Origin of the sequence: Lentzea sp. NPDC006480 (assembly GCF_040611995.1) — a bacterium.
In the GTDB taxonomy this organism is placed as follows: Bacteria; Actinomycetota; Actinomycetes; order Mycobacteriales; family Pseudonocardiaceae; genus Lentzea.
In genome coordinates, this window is sequence record NZ_JBEXPJ010000020.1 from 17,154 (window position 1) to 39,828 (window position 22,675).

The window sequence follows — 22,675 nt, forward strand, 5'->3', positions numbered from 1 at the left end:
GGGAACCGGGTTTGGAAGAGAGCGGGACGGCGAGTGGCTGGATCGACACGGACGAGAAAGAGCAGCGGAGGAGCGGGCAACACCCGACGACTTGTGATCGTCGAGTCGCCCACGAAGGCGCGCAAGATCGCCTCCTACCTCGGCGCCAACTTCGTCGTGGAGTCCTCCAGGGGACACATCCGGGACCTGCCGCGCGGTGCCGCCGACGTTCCCGCGAAGTTCAAGGGCCAGGCGTGGGCGAGGCTCGGCGTGGACGTCGACCACGACTTCGAGCCCCTCTACGTGATCTCCGCGGACAAGAAGTCGCTGGTCACCGAGCTCAAGGAAGCGTTGAAGGACGTCGACGAGCTCTACCTCGCGACAGACGGTGACCGCGAGGGTGAAGCCATCGCGTGGCACCTGCTGGAGACGCTCAAGCCGAAGGTCCCGGTTCGCCGGATGGTGTTCCACGAGATCACCGAGTCCGCGATCCAGGCGGCCGCGGCCAACCCGCGTGACCTCGACCAGGACCTGGTCGACGCGCAGGAGACCCGGCGCATCCTCGACCGCCTCTACGGCTACGAGGTCAGCCCGGTCCTGTGGAAGAAGGTCATGCCGAAGCTCTCGGCCGGCCGCGTGCAGTCCGTGGCGACGCGTCTGGTCGTGGAGCGCGAACGCGAACGCATGAAGTTCGTGAGCGCGAGCTACTGGGACATCTCGGCGCAGATGGACGCCGGTGCCGAGGCCACGCCGCGTCAGTTCGGCGCGCGTCTCGTGGCCGTCGACGGCACTCGTCTCGCCACCGGTCGTGACTTCGGCTCGGACGGCAAGCTCACCGGCAAGGCCGACGTGGTCGTGCTGGACGAGCAGCAGGCCCGCGCGATTTCTGCCGGGCTGCAGAACGCGCCGGTCAAGGTCTCGTCCGTCGAGGAGAAGCCGTACAGCCGCAAGCCGTACGCGCCGTTCATGACCTCGACGCTGCAGCAGGAGGCGGGCCGCAAGCTGCGGTTCTCCGCCGACCGCACGATGCGCACGGCGCAGAAGCTGTACGAGAACGGCTACATCACCTACATGCGTACCGACAGCACGACTCTGTCGGAGACCGCGATCAACGCGGCGCGCACGCAGGCCACGGACCTCTACGGCGCGCAGTACGTCGCCAAGGAGCCGCGCCAGTACACGCGCAAGGTCAAGAACGCGCAGGAGGCCCACGAGGCGATCAGGCCGGCGGGAGAGGTCTTCCGCACGCCTGGCCAGGTGGCCGCCGAGCTGGACGCCGACGAGTTCAAGCTCTACGAGATGGTCTGGCAGCGCACGATCGCCTCCCAGATGGCCGACGCGCGGGGCAACACGACCAGCATCCGCATCCAGGGGCGTGCCGCGACGGGCCAGGAGGTCACGTTCGCCGCGTCCGGCCGCACGATCACGTTCGCCGGCTTCCTCAAGGCCTACGTCGAGACCGTCGACGCCGAGGCCGGTGGCGAGTCGGACGACGCGGAGTCGCGCCTGCCGCAGCTGGTCAAGGACCAGGACCTGACGATCGCGGAGCTGTCCGCGGACGGCCACACCACCTCGCCACCCTCGCGCTTCACCGAGCCGTCGCTGATCAAGACGATGGAGGAGCTCGGCATCGGCCGTCCCTCCACCTACTCGTCGATCATCAGCACCATCCAGGACCGCGGCTACGTCTGGAAGAAGGGCGCCGCGCTGGTCCCGTCGTGGGTGGCGTTCGCCGTGGTCGGCCTGCTGGAGGGCCACTTCGGCCGCCTGGTCGACTACGACTTCACGGCGGCGCTGGAAGACGAGCTGGACGGCATCGCCGCTGGTCGTCAGCAGCGCACGACGTGGCTGTCCGGCTTCTACTTCGGTGGCAGCATCGGCCCGGACGGCTCGATCGGCCGCTCCGGTGGCCTGAAGAAGCTGGTCGGCACGGGTGTCGAGGACATCGACCCGCGCGAGGTCAACTCGATCCCGCTGTTCAGCGACTCCGAGGGCCGCACGGTCGTCGTGCGCGTCGGCCGGTTCGGCCCGTACCTGGAGCGTGAGGTCGACGGAGCCGCGCAGCGCGCGAACCTGCCGGACGACCTGGCGCCGGACGAGCTGACCAACGAGATCGCCGAGAAGCTGTTCTCGACGCCGCAGGAAGGCCGATCGCTCGGCACCGACCCGGTCTCGGGCAACGAGATCGTGGCCAAGGAGGGCCGCTTCGGTCCGTACGTGACCGAGGTCCTGCCGGAGCCCGCCGAGAACGGCACGGCTCCCAAGAAGGCCCCGAAGCCGCGCACCGGCTCGTTGTTCAAGTCGATGTCGCTGGACACGGTGACGCTGGACGACGCGCTGAAGCTGCTCTCGCTGCCGCGCGTGGTGGGCAAGGACCCGGAGACGGGCGCCGAGATCACCGCGCAGAACGGCCGCTACGGCCCGTACCTGAAGAAGGGCACGGACTCGCGGTCGCTGGTGGACGAGGCCCAGATCTTCACGGTCACGCTGGAAGAGGCGCAGAAGATCTACGCGGAGCCGAAGAAGCGCGGGCGTGCCGCCGCCGCGCCGCCGTTGCGCGAGCTGGGCAACGACCCGGTGTCCGGCAAGCCGATGGTGATCAAGGAAGGCCGCTTCGGGCCGTACGTCACCGACGGTGAGGCGAACGCGTCGCTGCGCAAGACGGACAGCGTCGAGTCGATCACCGACGAGCGCGCGGCGGAGCTGCTGGCCGAGAAGCGCGCCAAGGGGCCGGTCAAGAAGAAGGCTCCGGCGAAGAAGCCCGCGGCCGCGAAGAAGCCGGCCGCGGCCAAGAAGGCTCCGGCCAAGTCCAAGAGCTAGCTGCCAGGAGGTGGCGGTGCCGATCAACGAGTTCGGTCCGGACGGGACTCAGGCCCCGCCGCCTCCCCGGCTTTTCCCCGATCCGCTGGCCGGGCTGGTGACGGCTGACCAGTGGATCGCTCCTCAGTGGACCACCGCGTACTCCACGTCACGTGTGTCGGTGCCTACACCGCCAGTGCCGACGGAGGAGATGCGGCAGGCCATCTGGCAGGCGATGGAGCAGGAGCACCGGCGTCCACGTGGCCGTCAGCGTCCGCCAGGGAACGTGCCTCAGCAGGTGGGCTTGCAGGCATTCGCGCCCGCGCCGCAAATGCCTGGGGTGCAACAACAACAGCCCACCAAGCAGTCCAACGGGGTGGCCGCGTTCATCGGCTGCCTGATCGTGATCGGCTTCTTCGTGCTGGTCGTCGTCAACATTCTTGGGGCGATCTTCAGCGGCTGAGGCCGAGAGTCGGGCGTTGGCGCGTGCTTGCTCCGGTTACCCTGATCTCACGTGTTGGGCCGATTAGGGGTGACTCAGATTCAGGACGCGGACACAGGAGTGACCGAGGCAGGCCTCGTGGGGCCGGCCCAGTCCAGCGTGTCCACGGTCCACCGGCTGCGTTCGGTGCTCGCGATCCGGCCGTTCCGGAGGCTGTGGCTCGTCACCTACCTGTGCAGCGTCGGTGACTGGCTGTCGCTGCTCGCCCTGACCGGCCTGGTCTCCGAGATGATGCACAGCTACCAGTGGCAGTCGTTCGCGTTGTCGCTGGTCGTGCTCACGCAGCTGCTGCCGGGCATCCTGTTCGCGCCGATCGGTGGCGTGCTCGCGGACAAGTTCGACCGCCGCAAGGTGATGGTGGTCTGCGACGTCCTGCGCGGCTCGCTGTTCATCTCGATCGCGCTGATCGGCTCACCGATCTGGCTCTTCGTCGCGAACTTCCTGGTCGGCTGCTGCGCGATGCTGTGGATCCCGGCCAAGGAGTCGGCGGTCCCGAACCTGCTGCGCCGCCCCGACCAGGTGGAGTCGGCGAACCAGCTCGGCCTGGTGATGACCTACGGCATCTCCACGATCAGCGGTTTCGGTCTGTACTCGCTGATCGCGGGCATCCCGGGCTACCTGAACCTGCAGGGCGGGAACCTCGAGTTCCGCATCGCGACCATCGCCGTGATCATCAACGGCCTGCTGTACTTCACCTCCGCGATCCTGATCGCGACCCGCCTGCCCGAGCTCTCCGGACGCGCCTCAACCAGGAAGAAGGAGGTCGAGGCCGACAAGCCGGGCTTCGTCGCGATGTTCCGCGACGGCATCCGCTTCGCCGCCGCGACGCCGCTGGTCCGCGGCCTCGTGATCGGCATGATCGGCGCGTTCGCCGCGGCCGGTGTCGTCATCGCGACCGCGAAGCTCTACGCCGAGTCGCTGCTGGGCGGCGCCTCGACGTTCGGCCTGCTGTTCGTGGCCGTGTTCGTCGGTCTCGCGCTGGGCATGGCCACCGCGCCCCGGCTGGCCCGCCGCCTCGCCTACAACCGCCTGTTCGGCGTGACGATCGTGGGCGCGGGCATCACGCTGGTGCTGGTCGCGCTGGCCCCGCACCTGTGGATCGCGCTGCTGATGGTGGCGCTGGTCGGTGCGTGTGCGGGCGTGGCGTTCCTGACCGGTCTGACGATCGTCGGCTCGCAGGTCGAGGACGAGATGCGCGGCCGCACGGTCGCGTTGATCCAGTCCTTGCTCAAGATCGTGCTGTTCGGCGCCTCCGCCGGTGCCCCGCTCGTGGTGGCATTGCTGCAGAAGCGCCAGGTCAGCGTCTTCGGCCACGCGATGGAGGTCGACGCGACCCGTCCGGTGATGCTCGCCGGCGCGGCGATCGCGATCGTGCTCGGGCTCGTCGCGTACCGGCAGATGGACGACCGGCGCGAGGAGCCGGTGCTGTCGTCGCTGTTCGCGGCCATTCGCGGGCGCCGGCAGACCAAGGGCCTGCTGATCGCGGTCGAGGGCGACACCCGTGAGGACACCTCGGTGCAGGCCCGCCGGTTGGCTGCGGCGTTGCGTGCCGAGGGGCTCGAGGTGTTGCTGGCCGCCGATCCTGAGCACGACGAACGCCGTCTGCGCACCATGTTGTCGTCCGCGGAGCTGGCCGGTGTGCGGGCTCAGGCTCTGGTGGCCGCTGCCGTGCGTGCCGATGTCGTCGAACGGCAGGTGCGCCCCGCTCTGGACGAGGGTTCCGTCGTCGTGATGGAGCGCTACGTCGACTCGCCGCTCGCCCACTTCAGCGCGACTTCGACGCTGGAGCACCAGGAGCTCGAAGGTCTGGTCGACTGGGCCACCGGTCGGCTGCGGCCTGATCTGACGATCCTGCTGGACCGGCCGGTCGCTGACGGCAAGTCGATCGCGCTGGAGCACCACTGGCGCGTGCAGCGGCTGCTGAGCGAGATGGCTGCCGCTGATCCGGACCGGTACGTGGTGGTCGAGGCCGACGGAGATGTCGACGCGGTGGCCGAGCGGGTTCGGACCGCCGTCGTCCCGCTGCTCGCCACCCGCAAGCGGGCGGTCCCCGAAGCCGCGGTCTGATCCCGCGCTGGAAGACTGGTCGTCATGAGCGTGTGGGACGAGGTGGTCGGCCAGCCGGACGCGGTGGCGACCCTGTCTGCGGCTGCTGAGGCGGCTGCCGCGATCGTTGCCGGAGGAACGCCTGCTCCTGGCGCCATGACGCACGCCTGGCTCTTCACCGGCCCGCCCGGCTCCGGCCGTTCGTCCACCGCCCGTGCCTTCGCCGGCGCCCTGCAGTGCGTGGTGACCGATGACCGGCCTGGTTGCGGTGAGTGCGCCGGGTGCCGGACCACCTTGCACGGCACTCACGCGGACGTGCGGGTCGTGGCTCCCGAGGGACTTTCGATCTCGGTCGCCGAGATGCGCGCCCTCGTGCAGATCTCCGCTCGCCGGCCGACCTCGGGGCGGTGGCAGGTGGTGATCATCGAGGACGCCGATCGCCTGACCGAGGGCGCGGCCAACGCGTTGCTGAAGGCCGTCGAGGAACCGCCGGAGCGGACGGTGTTCCTGCTGTGCGCGCCTTCTGACCACCCGGACGACGTGTCGGTGACCATTCGGTCGCGGTGCAGGCTGGTGTCACTGGGCTCGCCGCGTCCGGCGGCCATCGCGTCGGCGTTGGAGGCCGCGGACGGGGTTCCCGCCGAGATGGCTTCGTGGGCCGCTTCCGTTTGCGGAGGCCATGTCGGGCGGGCTCGGCGGTTGGCCGTGGATCCGGACGTGCGGGCTCGGCGGGAGGCCGTGTTGCGGATTCCTCTTGCCCTGCGCAAGCCTGCCGATGTGTTCACCTGTGCCGATGAGCTGATCAAGGCTGCCGAGGACGACGCTTCTACCGCGAACGAGTCTCGTAACGAGGCTGAGCGGGAGGCGTTGGAGACGGCCATGGGAGCCGGCGGCACTGGCAAGGGGACTGCTGCTGCCACCCGTGGGGCCAAGGGCGCGTTGAAGGATCTGGAGAAGAGGCAGAAGTCTCGGGCCACTCGGACTCAGCGCGACTCGTTGGACACGGCTCTGGTGGACCTGGCCGGGTTCTACCGGGACGCGCTGGTCACGCACACCGGGTCGGAAGCCGCGCTGATGCATCCGGACCGTGCCGGTGACTCCCGGACCGCTGCTGCTCAGTGGTCGCGGGAGTCGATCCTGCGGCGGTTGGAGGCCGTGCTGGCCTGCCGGGAGGCGATCGAGGTCAACGTGAAGCCGCGCATCGCGATCGAGGCGATGGTGACCACGCTGCACCGCGGCTAGGCCCAGCCGAGCGCGCCCGACACCTCACCCGCCGCCTGCACCACGCGTGGCCCGAGTGCGATCAGCTCCTGCAGCGAGTGCTCCATCGCCAGCGAGGATGCCGAGAGCCCGCCGATCACCACGCCCGCGTGGTCCCGGATCGCCGCGCCCACGCACCGGACGCCGAGCTCGTTCTCCTCGTCGTCCAGTGCGAACCCGGACCGCCGCACCCTCGACAGCTGCGATTTCAGCCGCGACGCCGAGGTGATGGTGTGCGGGGTGCGGCCCGGCAGGCCCGTGCGGGCCATGTAGGCCTCCAGCTCCGAGGTCGACTGCGAGGCCAGGACGGCTTTGCCGATGGCGGTCCCGTGGGCCGGGAGAGACATGCCCAGACGGGACGCCATGCGGTACGGCTTGTTGGCCTCGATCTTGTCGACGTAGACCAGCTCGTCGCCGAAGAGGACGGCCAGGTGCACTGTGCACCCCGTGGATTCCTGCAGGGTGCGCAGGAATGGCCGTGCTCGCTCCACCGTGTCCAAGGGGCGGAGGACCTTGCCTGCCAGGGCGAGGATTCGCGGGCCGGTCAGGTAGCCGTCCGAGCCCAGGGTTGCGAAGCCTCGGTCCACCATCGTTTGGAGGAGGCGGTGGACGGTGGACTTCGGCAGGCCCGTCACGCGCGCGATGTCGGTGATGCGCGAGTGGTCGGCCAGGGCCTCCAGCACGGCGAGCGTCTTTTCGACGGCGGTATCGGTCATCTCGCCAGCCAGCCTCCGTCGACCACTAGAACATGTCCGGTCACATAATCGGACGCGGCGGACGAAAGGAACACCGTTGGGCCCACCAGATCTTCTGGTTTGCCCCATCGGCCAGCTGGGATTCGGGCCCGGATCGACGGTTCGCGGTCCGGGTCGGCTCGTAGCGGTGCGGTGTTGTTGGTTTCGATGTAGCCCGGGGCGATGGCGTTGACCTGCACGTTCGACGACGCCCACTCGTTGGCGAGCAGCTTGGTCATGCCTACCAGCGCGTGCTTGGAGGCTGTGTAGGCCGAGACCAGGATGCCGCCCTGGAAGGAGAGCAGTGAGGCGATGTTGATGACCTTGCCGCTGCCCTGGGCGATCATGTGACGGCCGCAGAGCTTCGAGATCTCGAAGGCCGAGTCCAGGTTCACGGCCATGATCCGTTGCCAGTCGGCGAGCGAGACGTCGACGGCGGCGCCGCGGTGGATCGTGCCGGCGTTGTTGACCAGGATGTCCACGCCGTGTTCGGCGAGGACCGGGGTCAGCGCGGGCTCGATCGAGGCCGGATCCGAGAGGTCGATCGACACGGTGGCGATGGCCGGGGCCACGTCCGAGAGGTCACCTCGGCCCACGAGGATCAGCTTGGCGCCCGCTTCGTGGAGGCCCTGGGCGATGGCCTTGCCGATGCCGGTGCGGGCGCCCGTTACGAGGGCCGTTTTGCCGTTGAGCGAGAAGTTCACCGAAGCTCCGTGACGGCGACCGGGTCCATGTCGTCGTAGGCCTGGTTTTCGCCGCCCATGGCCCAGACGAACGTGTACGAGTGCGTTCCTGCTCCACTGTGGACGGACCAGGACGGGGAGATCACGGCCTCTTCGTTGCGCACCACGATGTTGCGGGTGTTCTGGGGCTCGCCGCACAGGTGGATGACGCGGTGGTCCTCGGGGAGGTCGAAGTAGAGGTAGCACTCGGTCCGGCGGTCGTGGGTGTGCGGCGGCATGGTGTTCCAGACGCTGCCCGGCGCCAGGGAGGTCACGCCGAGCACCAGCTGTGAGGAGCGGATGCCGTCTGCGTGCACGAACTTGCGGATCTCGCGGACGTTCGCGGTTTCCTGCGAGCCCAGGGAAAGGACGTCCACCTCGTCGAAGCGGGCCACCGAGGTCGGGAACGAGGCGTGCGACGGGGTGGAGAAGAGGTAGAAGCGGGTGTCCTCGTCGGAAGCGGAGAACTCGACGTCCACGGCGCCTTGGCCGACGTAGAGGCAGTCGCGCGTACCGAGTTTGTGCTCGGTTCCGTCCACGGTAACCGTTCCGGTACCGCGGATCGCGAGGACGGCGAGCTCGCGGCGTTCGCAGAAATACGAGGAACGGAGCGGGGGAGCGCTCTCAAGCTTCAGCGGTGTGCCGACGTTCGGCGTAGCGCCGCCCAGGACGATGCGGTCCTCGTGCGTGTAGACGGTCCGGATCTCACCCGGTACGAAGAGGTCGTCCACCAGGTAGTGCTGCCGCAGCCCGTCCGTGTCGAAGCCCGGCAACTGCGCCGGATGGGTCGAGTGCCTGATTTGCATCTGAGGATGCCTTCCGATCGGGGCGGCGGAATGACACGATGTGCGCCGACCAACATGGAACTACGTTCCGTGCAATGGAACAAGCCTGAGACCTCCACGCCGCCGGAGTTCAGGCTTATGAAAGGCGGCCTTGGTGTACCAGCAGAACCCGAATCCGACAGGATCGTTGTTCCTGTCGGCTCTGCTCGCGTTGATACCGCTCGTTGCCGTGCTCGTGCTGCTCGGCGGTCTCAAGTGGAAGGCTCACTGGGCGGGGTTGACCGCCCTCGTGCTCGCGATCGGCGTCGCGATGTTCGGCTACTCGATGCCGCTCGGGCAGGCGCTCAACTCGGCGGCGTTCGGTGCGGCTACCAGCGTGCTCGTGGTCCTGTGGATCACGTTCAACGCCATCTGGATCTACAACCTGACGGTCCACAGCGGACATTTCGCCGTGCTGCGCAGGTCGTTCAGCTCCATCTCGGACGACCAGCGGGTGCAGGCGATCGTCATCGCGTTCTCGTTCGGCGCGCTGCTCGAAGCGCTGGCCGGTGGCGGTGGGCCCGTCGCGATCTGCTCGGTCATGCTGATCGCGCTGGGCGTCGACCCGATGAAGGCGGTGGCGCTGGCGCTGATCGCCGACACCGCGCCGGTGGCGTTCGGCGGCATGGGCAACCCGATCACGGTCCTGAACACGGTCACCGGGCTGCCGGCTGACACGTTCGGTGCGATGACCGGTCGTCAGGTGCCGATCCTGGCGTTGCTGGTGCCGTTCGTGCTGATCTTCGTGGTGGACGGCAAGCGCGGTCTCAAGCAGGCGTGGCCGGCCGCGCTCGTCGCGGGCGGCTCGTTCGCGATCACGCAGTACCTGGTGTCGAACTTCTGGTCCTACAAGCTTTGCGACATCATCGCGGCCGTCGTGTCGGTGCTCGCGGTGATCGTCTTCATGCGCGTGTGGCAGCCGGAACGCTCGATTCCGCCGGTCATCGCCGGCGGTTCGACGACGGACTCGCGGCGCGACGTGATCACGGCCTTCACCCCGTACGCGATCATCGTGGTGATCTTCTCGGTGGCGCAGATCGTGCCGGTGAAGAAGTTCCTCGACTCGCTGACCTACAAGTTCCTGTGGCCCGGCATGCACCTGACGAACGCGGCGGGCAAGCCGATCAAGGTCGAGTACGCGCTGAACTGGGCGTCCGCGACGGGCTCGTTGCTGTTCCTGTCCGGCCTGATCACGTTGGTGGTGCTGGGGATCAGCGCGCGCAAGGGCGTGGAGATCTACGGCCAGACGATCAAGCAGTTCAGCTGGGCGATCCTGGCGATCTTCGCGGTGTTCTCGCTGTCGTACGTCATGAACTACTCCGGCCAGATCACGACTCTGGGCCTCTGGCTCGCGGGGACCGGCGCGTTCTTCGCGTTTCTGTCGCCGGTCGTGGGCTGGTTCGGTGTCGCGATCACCGGTACGGACGCGGGCTCCAACGCGTTGTTCGGCGGCCTGCAGGTCACCGCGGCGCAGCAGCTCGGCACGTCACCGTTCCTGTTCGGCGCCTCGAACAGCTCGGGCGGCGTGATGGCGAAGATGATCTCGCCGCAGAACCTGGCGATCGGTACCGCGGCGGCAGGTCTGGTGGGACGTGAGGGCGACCTGTTCCGCAAGGTGTTCGGCTGGAGCCTGTTGCTGCTGCTGGTGACCTGTGTGGTCGCGTACCTGCAGTCGACACCGGTGCTGGGATGGATGGTGCCATGACGTTCAGTCGCAGAACTCTGCTCGGTGCGGCTGCGGCGGCGCCGATCGTCGCCGGGGCTGCCGGGGAGGCGTCGGCCGCGTCCTCGCGGTTGTTCCGGGAGTCGTTCGACTTCGCGTTGAAGCGGCTGCGGCAGGTCGCGCCGAACGTCACCTCGTTCCCCGAGGAGACGAAGTTCGAGAAGTGGACCTACGTCAACTCCGGTGGCTGGGTCGGCGGGTTCTGGCCGGGCATGCACTGGCTCGCGTTCCTGGACAGCGGCGACGAGCAGTTCAAGAAGTGGGCCGTGGAGTCGGCGTTGAGACTGTCGCCTCGGCGCACCGACACGTCGATCCACGACCTCGGTTTCCTCTTCTACCCGTCGTGGGTGACCGGGTACCGGATCACGGGCGATGTGTCGTGGCGTGACGGCGCAGTGCAGGCCGCGTCGTCGTTGATCCAGCGCTACAACGACAAGGGGCGCTTCATCAGAGCGTGGGGAGCGCTCGGCACGCCCACCAACGCCGGCCGCGCGATCATGGACACGATGATGAACCTCGACCTGCTGACGTTCGCGTCGGAGCAGACGGGGGAGTCGCGGTTCCTGGACGTCGCGGTGGCGCACGCCGAGACCACACGGGTGAAGTTCATCCGGCCGGACGGGTCGACGCCGCACGTCTTCGACTTCAACCCGGACACCGGCGAGGACATCGGGCCCAACACGAACCAGGGTTACAGCCCCACGTCGTGCTGGTCGCGTGGTCAGGCGTGGGGAATCTACGGCTTCACCACGATGTACCGGCGTTCTCGCAAGCGCGAGTTCCTCGATGCCGCGCGGAAACTCGCGGACTTCGCGCTGGACGCCCTTACTCCGGACCACATTCCGGTGTGGGACTACCGCTCACCATTGGCGCCCAACGACGTCAAGGACTCGTCGGCGGGCGCCATCATGGCGTGCGGTCTGCTCGACCTGGCCGCGGCTTCTGGCCGGTTGTCGTACCGGGTTGCGGGGTTGCGGATCCTGGATGCGTTGTGCCGCACGTGTTTGACGACCCGGGCCGAGAAGCACGAGGCGATCCTGGCGCGCGGCACCCGCAACCGTCGCATCGAGACCGGCATCGAGGTTTCGCTGCCCTACGGCGACTACTACCTCATGGAGGCGTTGCTCAGGGTCCTGAAACCCCGGGAGCTCGGCCGCGCGATCGGCCTGTCCTGACCGGCAGCGCGGCCACCAGGACCACGCCCGCGAGCAGCAGTCCCGTGCCGACCCAGAACAGCGGGATCGACTGGTACGCGGCGTTGGTGTAGGCGAGCGGCGGCGTCTTCTGCTTGGGAGGCGCCGCTCCGCCACCTGGTTCCTGCGTCGCGGGCGGCTGTGCGGTTCCGCAGACCACGCCACCCTGCGGCGCCGCGGCCCGCACGATCTGCTCGCCGAGCGAGATCTGCGCGAGCGCCGTGGGCAGGTTCGGCAGCTTCAGCTTGTCCGTCGGCAGCAGCTGCACGTCGAGCATCCGCGCCGTGGCTCCGAGCTGGAAGCCGCTGAACCCGTTGCCGCTGAAGCTCGCCTTCTTCTCGTTGAGCCCGGCGATCTGCAGCTTGACGACCACCAGGTCGAGCAGCAACGGGATGTCCAGCGCCGGGTGCGCGGCGTCCAGCGTGCCGAGCTCCTTGCCGTTCTGGCTGACCTTGAGCACCGGTGCGGTGTACGTGATCTTGGACGTCGCCTCGTCACCGGTGGCGGTCGCCGTGAGCGTCGGCGGTGTCGCGACGTCGATCTTGATGCCACCCGCGATCTCCACGCTGACCGCACGCATGGTCGACGTCGACTCGACCGCCTTGTTCTTGCTGCCCGGCAGGTCGACCAGCCGCACGTTGGAGTTGGCCTCGAACGTGTCCGGGATGCTGAGCAGGCTCTTGGACGGCAACGGCACCTCGGCCGGCAGCGCGCTGAGCACCTCAAGGCCTGCGAAAGAAGTCTTCGCCGTGGCCAACGGGCTGACGCACGGCCCGAGCTTCTCGTCCCACCGCGCCTGCACGCTGCCGTTGAGGAGCCTGAGCTTCCCGAGCGGAGTCTCGGGAATCGGCAGCCCGCCGGTGGTCGGCTGCGGGTTGTCCGGAATCGCCGTCTGCACGAGCGTCCCCGGCGTCTGCGGCGACCGCCCGGCCACCGCGAACCCGAACGGGTTGGCCTGCGTGACCACCCGCTCGGTGCTCAGGAACGCCTCGGTGTTGACCTGCGCGCTCGCCAGCCCCAGTCCGAACTCGGTGACGGACTGCTTGGGCAGCTGGTCGCTCAGCCCGGGCAGGATCGTGTTCGTCGGCACCCCTTGCGGCCCGAGCCGCACCACCGTCAGCCCGGTCCCGGCATCCCCGACCGCGTGCGCCAGCGACTGCGGCCCGTTCGGCGCCGACGCGGGCGGCTGGTTCGGGTCGCGCGGCCCCGGCACCGGTGTGGTCGGGGGCTGGGCGAGCGCGGGCGCCGCGACGAGCGCGAGCAACAACCCGGCCAGCGGCACGGACAACGATCGGCGCATGAACCACTCCTCGGCGGCTAGGAGGTGGTGACATCGGTCACGGTCCGTACAACGAAGCCGACCCCCGTGAGTAACGCGGTTGCGGGTCGGTTATAGTTGTCGCGTCTCGCCGCCTTAGCTCAGTCGGCCAGAGCGGCTCACTCGTAATGAGCAGGTCATCGGTTCGATTCCGATAGGCGGCTCGGTGAGATGACCGGCGGGTCCTCCTCGGAGGACCCGCCGGTTCTTGTTTGGCCTCGTAACGCTGTGGCGAGTGTCACGACGTCCTAGTTGTGCTGTGGATGCGGGGTCTCACCTCTGCGGAGCGCAAGCTCGTGCTGGCAGCCCAGCGTGGGCAGCGGCTCAGGTGCGAAGGTGCGCAGGTCATTCGAGCAGATGTGATCCGTGATCTGCTGCTCGGGCGGCATGGCGCTGTCGACCCGAGAGGTGTCCAGTTGACGGGCGCGTTGGTCGCGGGTGCGCTGGACCTGGAGGGTGTACGTACCTCATCGGGGTTGAATCTGACAGATTGCAGACTTCTGCACCCAATGATCGCCAGAGATGCCGATCTCCCGTGGCTTGAGCTCATAGGCTGTGACGTACGTGCGCTGTCGGCGGACAAGATCCGGGTGACCGGAAGTGTGTTCCTGAGGCAATGTGTCATCTCCGCTGAAACGGGGCGGCGAGCTGTCAGGTTCGCTGGTGCCCGCATTGGCGGAAATCTCGAGTGTGACGGTTCGTCGATCACCAGTGTGAGTGGGCCGGCATTTCATGCTGAGGATGCTCGGATCGAAGGAAATCTCTTTCTTCGTGACGGATTTTCCGGGACGGCGGACACATCGCTGGGTACAGTGACGTTGAACGGCGCATTTGTTGGAGGAAGCCTCAACCTCTTCAACGTGACGTTGGCGAACTCGTCGGGGCCTGTGTTAAGTGCGAACCGATTGAGGGTCGAAGGTGAACTGTGGCTTGGCGGCGATTCATCGATTCAAGGGAAAAGCTGGCGTGCTGTCATCGACCTTGCCGGTGCAAGCCTGGGTGGTGTTCGTTGGAGTCGGTTCGAGATCAAGAACTTCGAGGCCGGAGGTGCGCTGGTCTGTCTTGATCATGTAACAACCGACTATCTGAGTATTTCCAGCAATGTGCTTTGTGAGGCCGATGTCGATTATGACTGTGCATCTGGAGATTTGTTGATCTACGGGCTGATGTATGGGACTCTCGCGACGGAGGGCGCGGATTGGTTGAGCTGGTTGCACTGGATCCAGTCGCACACGCGCGTGTATACGGCTCAGTCCTACTCGCAGTTGGCTGGTGTTGAACATGCCTCTGGCAATGACGTGGCCGTGCGCCGTATTCTGATCGCTCAGCAAGACGACCGTCGGTTTCGTGGAGAGTTCGACAGCAGGTGGTCGCGGCTCAGGCATAGGACATGGGGATTATTAGCGGGCTACGGATACCGCGTCAGTCGCACAGTAGTCGCAACGCTGACCGTTCTCATATTGGCAGGTCTGCTCGGCCTGTGGGCTGGACACACGTCGATCCGGGATGGTCGGTACGTGGCCGGACACACCAGTCGGGCCGAGTATCCGTTCACGCCGTGTTCGACGTTCGAACAGATTGGGCTGGGAATCGATCGAGGCCTTCCGCTTGCGGCGACCGGTGTTCGTGAAAGATGCGACCTCGACACGATCAGTCGTCGCGGACAGGCGTTCGCGATGGCGATCTGGCTGCTGCAGGTAGCCGTGTGGATCCTGGCGACGTTGGTCATCGTCGGATACTCCGGTCTGATTCGCCGAACTGATTGATCAGGTCGTAGGAAGCGTGCGACAAGTGGTGAGGGCCTGCTCCAGTGCCGAACGTTCCGCGGGCGCCACGGTCAGCCCGTACGCCACCTTCACCGTGACGTAGATCCGCGAGTACGAGCACGCATACGAGGCGTTGGGCGGCATCCACTCGTCAGGCGTCTTGTCGCCCTTCGACTGGTTGACCTTGCCCGAGACCGCCACGAGGTTCCGCAGGTCGTTCGCCGCCGCTACCCGTTGCTCAGGTGCCCACCCGGCCGCCCCGCTGCGCCACATCTCGGCCAGCGGCACCACGTGGTCGATCTGGATCTTCGAGACGCTGGTGACGCGCGTGCCGGTGTACGGGTCGTCCAGGGTGCCGGACTGCACGGAGCACCGGCCCGGTTTGCGCGAGACACCGGTCAGGTCGCGGGCCAGGACCTGGCTGCGTTGGTCGCAGCCGTCGCCGTCGGTGTCGAACCACGGCTGGCCGAACACACACGCCTGACCATCAGCGCAGTCGCGTACGTACCCGTCCAGACGGCCCGGCGTGGCAACGACAAGCGCCGCGAGAGAGGTGCGGGCCGAGGCGGCGTCGAGGGTGCCGGTGGGCACGCGGTCCACTTGGGGACCGGGTGGAGTGGAGGACAGGGGTAGAGCGGAACAGCCGGTAAGCAGGATGATCAGCAACAGCCACCGCATAAGAGGGAAGTACCCGCCGGCAAAGCACGCGATGGCCGCTCAACGGCGTAACTCTGGGGGACAGATGTCCGAAGTCAACGCGCTCGCCGACCGCCTCTTCGACACCATTCTCGACCGCTACCCGCTCGACGCCAGCCTGATGGGCTTCGACCTCGACAACGCCTCGCTCGTCGACCACAGCGAGGAGGCCGAACGGCAGTACGCCACCAGGCTGCAAGCCATCGCGCAAGTGGCGCAACGGATTCAGCCCGCGGATCTGTCCGAGCGCCTCACGCTCGGGATCGTGCTGCACGAGGTGCGCACGCAGTCCAGCCAGATCGACGCGCGGCAGATCGAGTTCGGCATCAGCGGCAACCTCCGCGGGGCGATCCCCGGCACGCTCGCCTTCCTGCCGCGCGTGCCGGTCGCCACCGAGGAGCAGAAAGCCGGGTACCTGCAACGGTTGCGCGGGCTCGACGGGTTCTTCGGCACGATGATCGAGCGGCATCGCACGGGGTTCGCTAGCGGCCTCACGCCGGTGAAACACCTGGTGGAGCAGGCAATTGAGCTGATGGACGGCCATCTTGAGAACCTCGACGCGTTCGACGTTGTGGACGGCGCGCGCGAAGTGATCGATGCACACCTCAAGCCCGCCATCGAGAACTACCGCGCTTTCCTGCAGAACGAAGCGTTGCCACTCGGACGCGACACCGAGCACTGCGGCCTGTGCTGGCTGCCCGGCGGCGACGAGATCTACCGGACGGCGGTTCGCGAGCACACGACCGAGGACCTCGACCCGGAAGAGTTGCACGCCACCGGACTCAGGCTCATCGAGGACCTCAAGCGCGAGTTCGCCCAGTACGGCGACGACGTGTTCGACCGCATCCGCAACGACGTCGAGTTCCGGCACAGCAGCGGCGACGAGATGCTCAAAGCCGCGCGAACCGCCGTCGCGAAGGCCGAAGCCGTTGCGCCTCAGTGGTTCCGCACGATGCCGCACCAGAAGTGCGCGATCGAGGAAGCCCCGCCGTCGGTGCCCGCGCACGTGCCGCCGCACTACTTCGGAGCCTCGGAGGACGGCAGCCGGCCCGGCACGTACTTCGTCAACACCAAGGAACCCCAGCACCGCCTCAAGATCGAGGACGAGGCCACGGCGTACCACGAGGCCGTGCCGGGGCATCACTTCGAGTACTCCAAGGCGGCGCTGCTCAAGGACCTGCCTGTGGTCCGTCGCAAGGCCCCGATCAGCGTCTTCGGTGAGGGCTGGGCGCTCTACTGCGAACGGCTCGCGGACGAGATGGGCCTGTACAGCAACGACGAGTCCAGGCTGGGCATGCTCACGATGGACGCCATGCGCGCGGGACGGCTCGTCGTCGACACCGGCCTGCACGCCAAGGGCTGGAGCCGACAGCAGGCCATCGACTTCCTCGTGGAGAACACCCCGATGGCGCTCATGCAGATCGAGTCCGAAGTGGACAGATACCTCGGCGAACCGGGTCAGGCGCTCGCGTACATGGTGGGACGCCTCAAGTTCCAGGAGCTGCGCAAGAAGGCCGAAGCGCAGGGCCGGGACGTCCGGGACTTCCACGAGGTCGTGCTCAGCCAGGGCAGGCTCACGCTCAAGCTGCTCGACGAGGTCGTCGACGAGTGGCTCGCCGTGCCCGGAAAGGACGGCTAACCCTCGCGCTGCTCGACCAGGTCGTCACGGACCGGCTCGCCGAGGGCTGACCTCATCGCCTCCACATCGAGCATCCCCTCCCAGCGCGACACGACGAACGTGGCCACGCAGTTGCCGAGAAGGTTGGTGAAGACGCGCATCGAGTCCATGATCCGGTCCGCACCGAGCAGCAGAGCGACCGCCGCGGCCGGGATCGAGCCGACCGCGGCGACCGTGGCCGACAGCGCCAGGAATGCCGAGCCGGGCACGCCGGCCATGCCCTTCGAGGTCAGCACGAGCACCAGCACGACGACCAGTTGGTCACCGAGATCCAACGGCACGTTCAACGCCTGGGCCAGGAACACCACGGCCAGCGACAGGTAGATCGAGGCACCGTCCAGGTTGAACGAGTACCCGGTCGGCAGCACCAGGCCGACCGACGCGGGCGCGCACCCAGCGCGCTGCAGCTTCACCATCATCCGCGGCAGCACGGCCTCCGACGACGCGGTGCCCAGAGCAAGCAGGAACTCCTCGCGCGCATAACGCACGAACCGCAGCAGGTTCACCCGCGCGAACGTCCAGGCGATCACCCCGAGCAACGCGCAGAACAACAGCGCCGCGCCGTACGCCGACAGGATCAGCCACAGATACGTCCGCAACGAGCCCAGGCCGTACTGGCCGACGAGGAAGGCCATCGCGCCGAACGCTCCGAGCGGCGCCAGCTTCATCACGTAACCGAGCACGGTGAAGAACGCCAGGTTGACGCGTTCCAAGAGGTCCACGACGGGCGTCGCGCGCTCGCCGAGCTGGGCCAGCGCGCAACCGAACAGCACCGCGAACAGCAGGACCTGAAGCAATGCGTTGCGCGCCAACGCGTCCACGACGCTGGAAGGGATGAGGTCCAGCAGGAACTGGACCACGCCCGGGAGGTGACCACCCTGCGTCTTCGTCTCGACCGCGGAGGCGTCCAGAGTGGACGGGTCGACGTTCATCCCGGCACCCGGTCGCACGACGTTGCCGACCAGCAGCCCGAACGCGAGCGCGGCCGTCGACACCACCTCGAAGTAGATCAGCGCCTTCGCCCCGATGCGGCCGACCGCGCGCAGGTCACCGACCTTCGCGATGCCCGTGGCCACCACGCAGAAGATCAGTGGCGCGATCACCATCTTGATCAGCTTGATGAAGCCGTCGCCGATCGGTTTCAGGTCGGCGCCGAGAGCCCGGAAGAAGTGGCCCACCAGCACTCCGGCGACGACCGCGACGAGAAGCTGAACGAAGAGCGACCGAGTTTTCACATCCCGGAAGCTAAATCTCATTTGTGAGCGATGGAGTGCCCTGAGTGTTACGCCCGCGCGGCAGGTGGAACCGGAACTACTTCGGGTCGGCTGACAGCGCCTGGGCCAGGAACGCGGTCCACTTCTCGCTCTGCCCGGTCGCGTCGCCGAACAGGTGGTGCCCGACGGCGCGGGTGCCGTGGAACCGGTACAGGCCATCGGTTCCGCGCACGCTGAGGAACACCCCCGGCAGGTCGTAGGCGAAGTCGACGACCCCGGTGATGCCGAAGGGCTCCAGCGTGACCTCGTCGCCGATCTCGGGGTCGGCAGGCACGCCGAGCGCCGCGAGCAGCCGTGCCCACGCGTCGTCGGGCTGCTCCTGGGGCGCCTGGGCGAACACGTACGTGCCGTGACGGCCGCTGAAGTGCTTGACGTACTGGCCCAGTGTGGAGAGGTACATGTCCCAGCCGTACGAGGTCTGGTCGAGGTACTCGTCGCCCCAGCCGTCGCCGAGGATGCCGCTGTGCACGAACCGGAGCACGGTCGAGCCGCCGTCACGCGCCTCGATCAGGTACTCCATCGCGTGGACCGTGCCGTCCTCGCCCTTGTCGCTCTCATACGCGAGGTGCTTGCCCGGCTCCCAGACGGTGATCGTCGACGCTTCCTGGAAGAAGCCCAGGTCGAGCGTCATGCGGCCGCCGAGCCGTCCGTCGACCGTGTGCGGGCCCATGAACCACGAGTCGATGCCCGGCCCGGTCGCGATCGCGTCCCAGACCTGCTCCGGGGTCCCCTCGACCTCGACTTCCTTCTTGATCTCGAACTCGCGGCTCACGACTCGTCCTCCTTGGCAGCAACGACACTGGGGTGCAGGGCGACGACGACTCGGTGCGCACGCCCTCCTTCGGCCTGTTCGTCGTGGTACTTCGAGACGAGCTGCGTCACGCACGAGGCGAGCTCCTCGGCGAACGCCGCGCGGTCTGCGGCGGAAGCGAACCTGATCTCGCCGTCCAGTGCGAACGTCGCGAGCCGCTTGTTCGCTCTGGTCGCGCCCGTGATCAACGTGCCCACGTCGCGCACCAGCCTCGCCGAGACCGCCAGCAGCCATCGCGCGGACAACCGGTCGGGCGACCGCGCGGGATCCGGCTGCACGGCCGCGAGCGCCGTCGGTGAGATCACGTAGGACGCCGCCGTCGCCTGCATCAGGCGCTCGTTGACGTTGCCCTTGCGCCGTTCCTCGACGAGCTCCACCAGACCGTGCTGCTCCAGCGTGCGGAGGTGGTAGTTCACCTTCTGCCTGGGCAGGCCGACCTTCGCGGCGAGCATCGTCGCCGATCCCGGCTCTGCCAGCTCCGCGAGCAACCGCGCCCGCACCGGATCCAGCGACACCTCGGCCGCAGCCGGGTCCTCGATCACCGCCACTTCGAACATGGCTCCACCGTCGCACCGAAAACAAAATTAGTCAAGAACTGGGTTGCTGTCGGTGACTTTGCTCCACCTGGGTGGCTTTGGACCCGCTACCGTAAGCGGTGTCTCGATTGGTCGTTGCTTGTTCGCAACCCCTGAGGAGACAAGATGATCACGATGCTGATCCTGACCGTGCTGGCGCTGCCGTTCGCCCTGACCGCCGCCAACGTGGGCAGACGCAGGTGGATCCGCAAGAGGGGCGTCGCCAGAGTGCGCGCCGAGCTCGACGCTTTCCACGCCGAGCTGGCACGGCAGGGCCTCAGTCACTTCTCCGGGCGCTGAAGAACGTTCGCCGAGGGCGAGATCCTCGTGACGACGTCGCCGTACCGATCGAGCAACGCGGCCGTGAGGGTGTCGGCAGGCCCGACCACCGCGAACTCGCGCAGCACGTCGTCGCTGATCAGCTCGCTCATCTCCGCCCACTGCTGCCGCCGGGACATCCGGTGCAGCTCCTCGTGCAGCTCGCCCCAGCCGTGCAGGTCCAGCACCGGCTTGTACGCGGGCGTCGATCCGTAGAACGCGATCTGCCGCTTGACGTCGGCGATCTCCTCGTCCGTGGAAGCCGCGAACACGGGCCCGCTGATTTCGAAGCCCTCCAACGTCTTGCCCGCCTTGGCCCGGCCGCGTTCGAGCGCCGGCAGCGTCACCTCGCGCAGGTACCGCTCGGTCGTGAAGTTGTGGCACAGGAAGCCGTCCGCGACCTCGCCCGCCACCTCGGTCATCAACTCGCCGACGCCAGCGAGGTAGATCGGCGCGGTGCCGTGCGGGTTCGGGCCGGGATCGAAGAACGGCGTCATCAGCGTGTGCTTGTAGAACTCGCCGCGGAACGCCAGCCGCTCGCCGGTCTCCCGCGCGTGCCAGATCGCCTTGATCGCCAGCACGAACTCGCGCATGCGGGCCGCGGGCTTGCTCCACGGCATGGAGAACCGCTTGGTGATGTGGGCTTCGATCTGCGAGCCGAGGCCGAGGTTGAACCGGCCCTGAGACAGCAGCTGCAGGTCGTTCGCCGTGGTCGCGATCGTCATCGGGTTGCGCGCGAACGCCACCGCGATCGCCGTGCCGAGCTCGATCCGCTCGGTCGCCGCGGCGGCTCCGCTCAGCGCCAGGAACGGGTCGTGCTTGGTCTCGGCGAGCCAGAACCCGTCGTAGCCCCGGTCCTCGGCCTGCTTCGCGATGGCCCCGACGTTGCCGGGCGTGTAGTCGACGGCACTCCTGTCCAGCTTCATGCCGTTGAGGTTAGAAAACTCTCCAGCAGCGCGTTGAACTCAGGAGCTTCCGGCACCAGGTGGTCGCGTCCGCGGCACACCGCTCGTTGCCCACCGGTCTCGCGCGCGATGGTGTCGCAGATGATCTCGTTCGCCTCGCTGTGGCCACCGGAGACGACGAGGATCGGGAACCCGGCCTCGCGCAACGCTGCCAGTGGCGGCTCGGCTTCGTCCGGAGGCCGTGCGTCCAGGAGTTGGCGCATGCCCTTGACCAGCGTCTCGTGCGGCTGGTCGGGGACCTCGATCGGCACGCCCGCGATGGGGAAGAAGCGCCGCAGCGCTTCCACGGGGTCCAGCTCGGCCTCGATCAACCCGCGCGTGGCGGCCCCGAACGCGTCCACGACCGGGACTCCGCGCGCCACACCGGCGGACGGAGGTTCGAGGATCGTCAACGACCGCACGTTCTCCGGTCGCAGCGCGGCGGCGTACATCGACACGATCGCGCCGTACGACAACCCGACGAGGTGGCTCGGCTCGTCGAGCAACTGGTCGGCGATGAGCGCCGCTTCCGGCTCGAAGTCCTGCCGCGCGGGTGGCGACTGCCCGTGGCCAGGCCGATCAGGGGCGACCAGCGTCCACCGCTCGGTCAGAGGCCGTTGGGCGCGCCAGGTTTCGCGGCCGCCGAGCACACCGCCGTGCACCAGCACCACACGCGGACCCGTGCCCCACTGGTGAACGTGCAGTCGCATGATCCGAGGCTAGCGATAACCGGTGCTGTACCTGGACTCGCAGGCGATTCCGTTCCGGTTGTCGTCGAGTTCGACGCGGTAGCCCGGCTGACCCCAGTAGAGCGGTGCCGCACCGGCACGCCGGGCGTCGTCGCAGGTGGCGAAGAAGACCGGCTTGGGCTTCGGGGGTGTGGTCGGCTTCGCCGTGGTCGGCTTGGGCACGGGTGCGGGTGGCGGCGGCGGGGGAGGCGGCGTCTCGGTGGTGTCCTTGCCGCCGCACGGCGTGCCCCACAGGCCCATCGGCACTCCCTGCGCGGCGCCTTCTGCTTCGCGCTGTGCCGCCGTCGGGGTTCCGGTGGTCCGGCCCGCGCCGTTGCCCAGCGCGAGCAACGTGTAGTCGGTGCCGTCCGCGAGGCTCAGCGCACCCGTGGTCCGGTCGTAGCGCACCTGCTGGTTCAGCAGCATGGCCTTGGCGAAGCTGGTCGCGGCCTCCGCCCAGCACGGTCCCGGCTGAGCCAGGCCGGCGACCTCGGCTTTCGAGCCATCGGACAGCATCACCGCACGACCGTCCACGATCGACGCCACCGTGATGCCCAGCTGGGCAGGTGGCACCGACGCGGACGTCGTCACGGGCACGTCCTCGACCGGTTTCTCGACCGCGACGGGCGTCGACTGCTGTGTCTGTGCGCTGCACCCAGCGGTGAGCACGACCAGCAGGACGCCGCCGCCCAGAGTTCTCCACCCCGACATGAATCCGAATGGTGCTACGCATTCGGGGAGCGGCCAAGGTTACGTATTTGGCGCGGATCGGTTCACCGGTAGTC

General features: G+C 67.7%; 20 protein-coding genes and 1 tRNA gene. 10 read left to right on the top strand and 11 right to left on the bottom strand.

Annotated elements, in window-relative coordinates; genetic code table 11:
- Positions 1-33 precede the first annotated feature (33 nt).
- From topA to ABZX92_RS11020, 4 genes are all read left to right on the top strand, one after another.
- Positions 34-2,799 (top strand): type I DNA topoisomerase, encoded by a 2,766-nt coding sequence (gene topA, locus ABZX92_RS11005; protein WP_355556526.1) that lies wholly within the window; start codon positions 34-36, stop codon positions 2,797-2,799.
- 16 nt (positions 2,800-2,815) lie between these two features.
- Complete coding sequence (locus ABZX92_RS11010; RefSeq protein ID WP_355556528.1) at positions 2,816-3,241, top strand: hypothetical protein; 426 nt, start codon at positions 2,816-2,818, stop codon at positions 3,239-3,241.
- A 99-nt stretch (positions 3,242-3,340) separates the two neighbouring features.
- On the top strand, positions 3,341-5,347 hold the full coding sequence (locus ABZX92_RS11015) for an MFS transporter (protein ID WP_355556531.1): 2,007 nt from the start codon (positions 3,341-3,343) through the stop codon (positions 5,345-5,347).
- A gap of 24 nt (positions 5,348-5,371) precedes the next feature.
- Positions 5,372-6,568, top strand: coding sequence for a DNA polymerase III subunit delta' (locus tag ABZX92_RS11020; RefSeq protein WP_355556534.1), 1,197 nt, complete (start codon positions 5,372-5,374; stop codon positions 6,566-6,568).
- Here ABZX92_RS11020 and ABZX92_RS11025 read toward each other — a convergent pair.
- From ABZX92_RS11025 to kduI, 3 genes are read right to left on the bottom strand one after another with little or no spacing between them, the layout of a single operon-like run.
- On the bottom strand, positions 6,565-7,302 hold the full coding sequence (locus ABZX92_RS11025; RefSeq protein WP_355556537.1) for an IclR family transcriptional regulator: 738 nt from the start codon (positions 7,300-7,302) through the stop codon (positions 6,565-6,567). The genes ABZX92_RS11020 and ABZX92_RS11025 overlap by 4 nt on opposite strands.
- Positions 7,299-8,024 (bottom strand): SDR family oxidoreductase, encoded by a 726-nt coding sequence (locus ABZX92_RS11030; protein ID WP_355556540.1) that lies wholly within the window; start codon positions 8,022-8,024, stop codon positions 7,299-7,301. The genes ABZX92_RS11025 and ABZX92_RS11030 overlap by 4 nt, the downstream gene beginning before the upstream one ends.
- Entirely contained in the window at positions 8,021-8,848 is an 828-nt protein-coding gene (gene kduI, locus ABZX92_RS11035; protein WP_355556543.1) for a 5-dehydro-4-deoxy-D-glucuronate isomerase, read from the bottom strand. Before kduI ends, ABZX92_RS11030 begins: the two co-directional genes overlap by 4 nt.
- Before the next feature lie 133 nt (positions 8,849-8,981).
- Between kduI and ABZX92_RS11040 the strand changes: the two genes are divergently transcribed.
- Together ABZX92_RS11040 and ABZX92_RS11045 are read left to right on the top strand one after the other, a co-directional pair.
- Positions 8,982-10,571, top strand: coding sequence for an L-lactate permease (locus ABZX92_RS11040; protein ID WP_355556545.1), 1,590 nt, complete (start codon positions 8,982-8,984; stop codon positions 10,569-10,571).
- Positions 10,568-11,764 (top strand): glucuronyl hydrolase, encoded by a 1,197-nt coding sequence (locus ABZX92_RS11045; RefSeq protein ID WP_355556548.1) that lies wholly within the window; start codon positions 10,568-10,570, stop codon positions 11,762-11,764. Before ABZX92_RS11040 ends, ABZX92_RS11045 begins: the two co-directional genes overlap by 4 nt.
- Here ABZX92_RS11045 and ABZX92_RS11050 read toward each other — a convergent pair.
- A complete protein-coding gene (locus ABZX92_RS11050) occupies positions 11,715-13,082 on the bottom strand; it encodes a hypothetical protein (protein WP_355556551.1) in 1,368 nt (455 codons plus the stop codon). The genes ABZX92_RS11045 and ABZX92_RS11050 overlap by 50 nt on opposite strands.
- 108 nt (positions 13,083-13,190) lie before the next feature.
- Between ABZX92_RS11050 and ABZX92_RS11055 the strand changes: the two genes are divergently transcribed.
- Together ABZX92_RS11055 and ABZX92_RS11060 are read left to right on the top strand one after the other, a co-directional pair.
- Positions 13,191-13,264, top strand: a tRNA-Thr gene (locus tag ABZX92_RS11055).
- Positions 13,265-13,354: 90 nt separating this feature from the next.
- Positions 13,355-14,866, top strand: coding sequence for a hypothetical protein (locus tag ABZX92_RS11060; protein ID WP_355556553.1), 1,512 nt, complete (start codon positions 13,355-13,357; stop codon positions 14,864-14,866).
- Here ABZX92_RS11060 and ABZX92_RS11065 read toward each other — a convergent pair whose 3' ends face one another.
- Positions 14,867-15,457, bottom strand: coding sequence for an HNH endonuclease family protein (locus ABZX92_RS11065; RefSeq protein WP_355556556.1), 591 nt, complete (start codon positions 15,455-15,457; stop codon positions 14,867-14,869).
- Between the two features lie 151 nt (positions 15,458-15,608).
- On the opposite strand from ABZX92_RS11065, the gene ABZX92_RS11070 reads away from it, so the two are divergent.
- The gene (locus tag ABZX92_RS11070) at positions 15,609-17,201 is read left to right on the top strand and encodes a DUF885 domain-containing protein (RefSeq protein WP_355556559.1); all 1,593 of its coding nucleotides are present in this window, start codon (positions 15,609-15,611) and stop codon (positions 17,199-17,201) included.
- On the opposite strand, the gene dctA is transcribed toward ABZX92_RS11070, so the two are convergent.
- The 3 genes from dctA to ABZX92_RS11085 form a co-directional block, all read right to left on the bottom strand.
- Positions 17,198-18,475 carry a C4-dicarboxylate transporter DctA gene (dctA, locus tag ABZX92_RS11075; protein WP_355556562.1) on the bottom strand — a complete coding sequence of 426 codons (1,278 nt, stop codon included), beginning with the start codon at positions 18,473-18,475 and terminating at the stop codon, positions 17,198-17,200. The two genes, ABZX92_RS11070 and dctA, sit on opposite strands and share 4 nt — an antisense overlap.
- Before the next feature lie 76 nt (positions 18,476-18,551).
- Entirely contained in the window at positions 18,552-19,286 is a 735-nt protein-coding gene (locus ABZX92_RS11080; protein WP_355556565.1) for an SRPBCC domain-containing protein, read from the bottom strand.
- Positions 19,283-19,882, bottom strand: a complete 600-nt coding sequence (locus ABZX92_RS11085) for a helix-turn-helix domain-containing protein (RefSeq protein ID WP_355556568.1) — start codon at positions 19,880-19,882, stop codon at positions 19,283-19,285. Before ABZX92_RS11085 ends, ABZX92_RS11080 begins: the two co-directional genes overlap by 4 nt.
- A 144-nt stretch (positions 19,883-20,026) precedes the next feature.
- Between ABZX92_RS11085 and ABZX92_RS11090 the strand changes: the two genes are divergently transcribed.
- The gene (locus ABZX92_RS11090; RefSeq protein WP_355556571.1) at positions 20,027-20,200 is read left to right on the top strand and encodes a hypothetical protein; all 174 of its coding nucleotides are present in this window, start codon (positions 20,027-20,029) and stop codon (positions 20,198-20,200) included.
- Here ABZX92_RS11090 and ABZX92_RS11095 read toward each other — a convergent pair.
- From ABZX92_RS11095 to ABZX92_RS11105, 3 genes are read right to left on the bottom strand one after another with little or no spacing between them, the layout of a single operon-like run.
- The gene (locus ABZX92_RS11095) at positions 20,182-21,144 is read right to left on the bottom strand and encodes a TIGR03617 family F420-dependent LLM class oxidoreductase (RefSeq protein ID WP_355556574.1); all 963 of its coding nucleotides are present in this window, start codon (positions 21,142-21,144) and stop codon (positions 20,182-20,184) included. The genes ABZX92_RS11090 and ABZX92_RS11095 overlap by 19 nt on opposite strands.
- Positions 21,141-21,872: an alpha/beta fold hydrolase gene (locus ABZX92_RS11100; RefSeq protein WP_355556577.1), complete on the bottom strand. Its 732-nt coding sequence runs from the start codon at positions 21,870-21,872 to the stop codon at positions 21,141-21,143. Before ABZX92_RS11100 ends, ABZX92_RS11095 begins: the two co-directional genes overlap by 4 nt.
- A gap of 9 nt (positions 21,873-21,881) precedes the next feature.
- Positions 21,882-22,601 (bottom strand): excalibur calcium-binding domain-containing protein, encoded by a 720-nt coding sequence (locus ABZX92_RS11105; protein WP_355556579.1) that lies wholly within the window; start codon positions 22,599-22,601, stop codon positions 21,882-21,884.
- Positions 22,602-22,675 lie beyond the last annotated feature (74 nt).

What these genes read in the sequence shown, in the direction of transcription:
- ABZX92_RS11025 (WP_355556537.1), bottom strand. Translation starts at nt 7,302, where the DNA reads ATGACCGATACCGCCGTCGAAAAGACGCTCGCCGTGCTGGAGGCCCTG.
- ABZX92_RS11105 (WP_355556579.1), bottom strand. Translation starts at nt 22,601, where the DNA reads ATGTCGGGGTGGAGAACTCTGGGCGGCGGCGTCCTGCTGGTCGTGCTC.
- ABZX92_RS11020 (WP_355556534.1), top strand. Translation starts at nt 5,372, where the DNA reads ATGAGCGTGTGGGACGAGGTGGTCGGCCAGCCGGACGCGGTGGCGACC.
- ABZX92_RS11070 (WP_355556559.1), top strand. Translation starts at nt 15,609, where the DNA reads ATGTCCGAAGTCAACGCGCTCGCCGACCGCCTCTTCGACACCATTCTC.
- ABZX92_RS11100 (WP_355556577.1), bottom strand. Translation starts at nt 21,872, where the DNA reads ATGCGACTGCACGTTCACCAGTGGGGCACGGGTCCGCGTGTGGTGCTG.
- ABZX92_RS11085 (WP_355556568.1), bottom strand. Translation starts at nt 19,882, where the DNA reads ATGTTCGAAGTGGCGGTGATCGAGGACCCGGCTGCGGCCGAGGTGTCG.
- ABZX92_RS11050 (WP_355556551.1), bottom strand. Translation starts at nt 13,082, where the DNA reads ATGCGCCGATCGTTGTCCGTGCCGCTGGCCGGGTTGTTGCTCGCGCTC.
- ABZX92_RS11095 (WP_355556574.1), bottom strand. Translation starts at nt 21,144, where the DNA reads ATGAAGCTGGACAGGAGTGCCGTCGACTACACGCCCGGCAACGTCGGG.
- kduI (WP_355556543.1), bottom strand. Translation starts at nt 8,848, where the DNA reads ATGCAAATCAGGCACTCGACCCATCCGGCGCAGTTGCCGGGCTTCGAC.
- ABZX92_RS11090 (WP_355556571.1), top strand. Translation starts at nt 20,027, where the DNA reads ATGATCACGATGCTGATCCTGACCGTGCTGGCGCTGCCGTTCGCCCTG.
- ABZX92_RS11045 (WP_355556548.1), top strand. Translation starts at nt 10,568, where the DNA reads ATGACGTTCAGTCGCAGAACTCTGCTCGGTGCGGCTGCGGCGGCGCCG.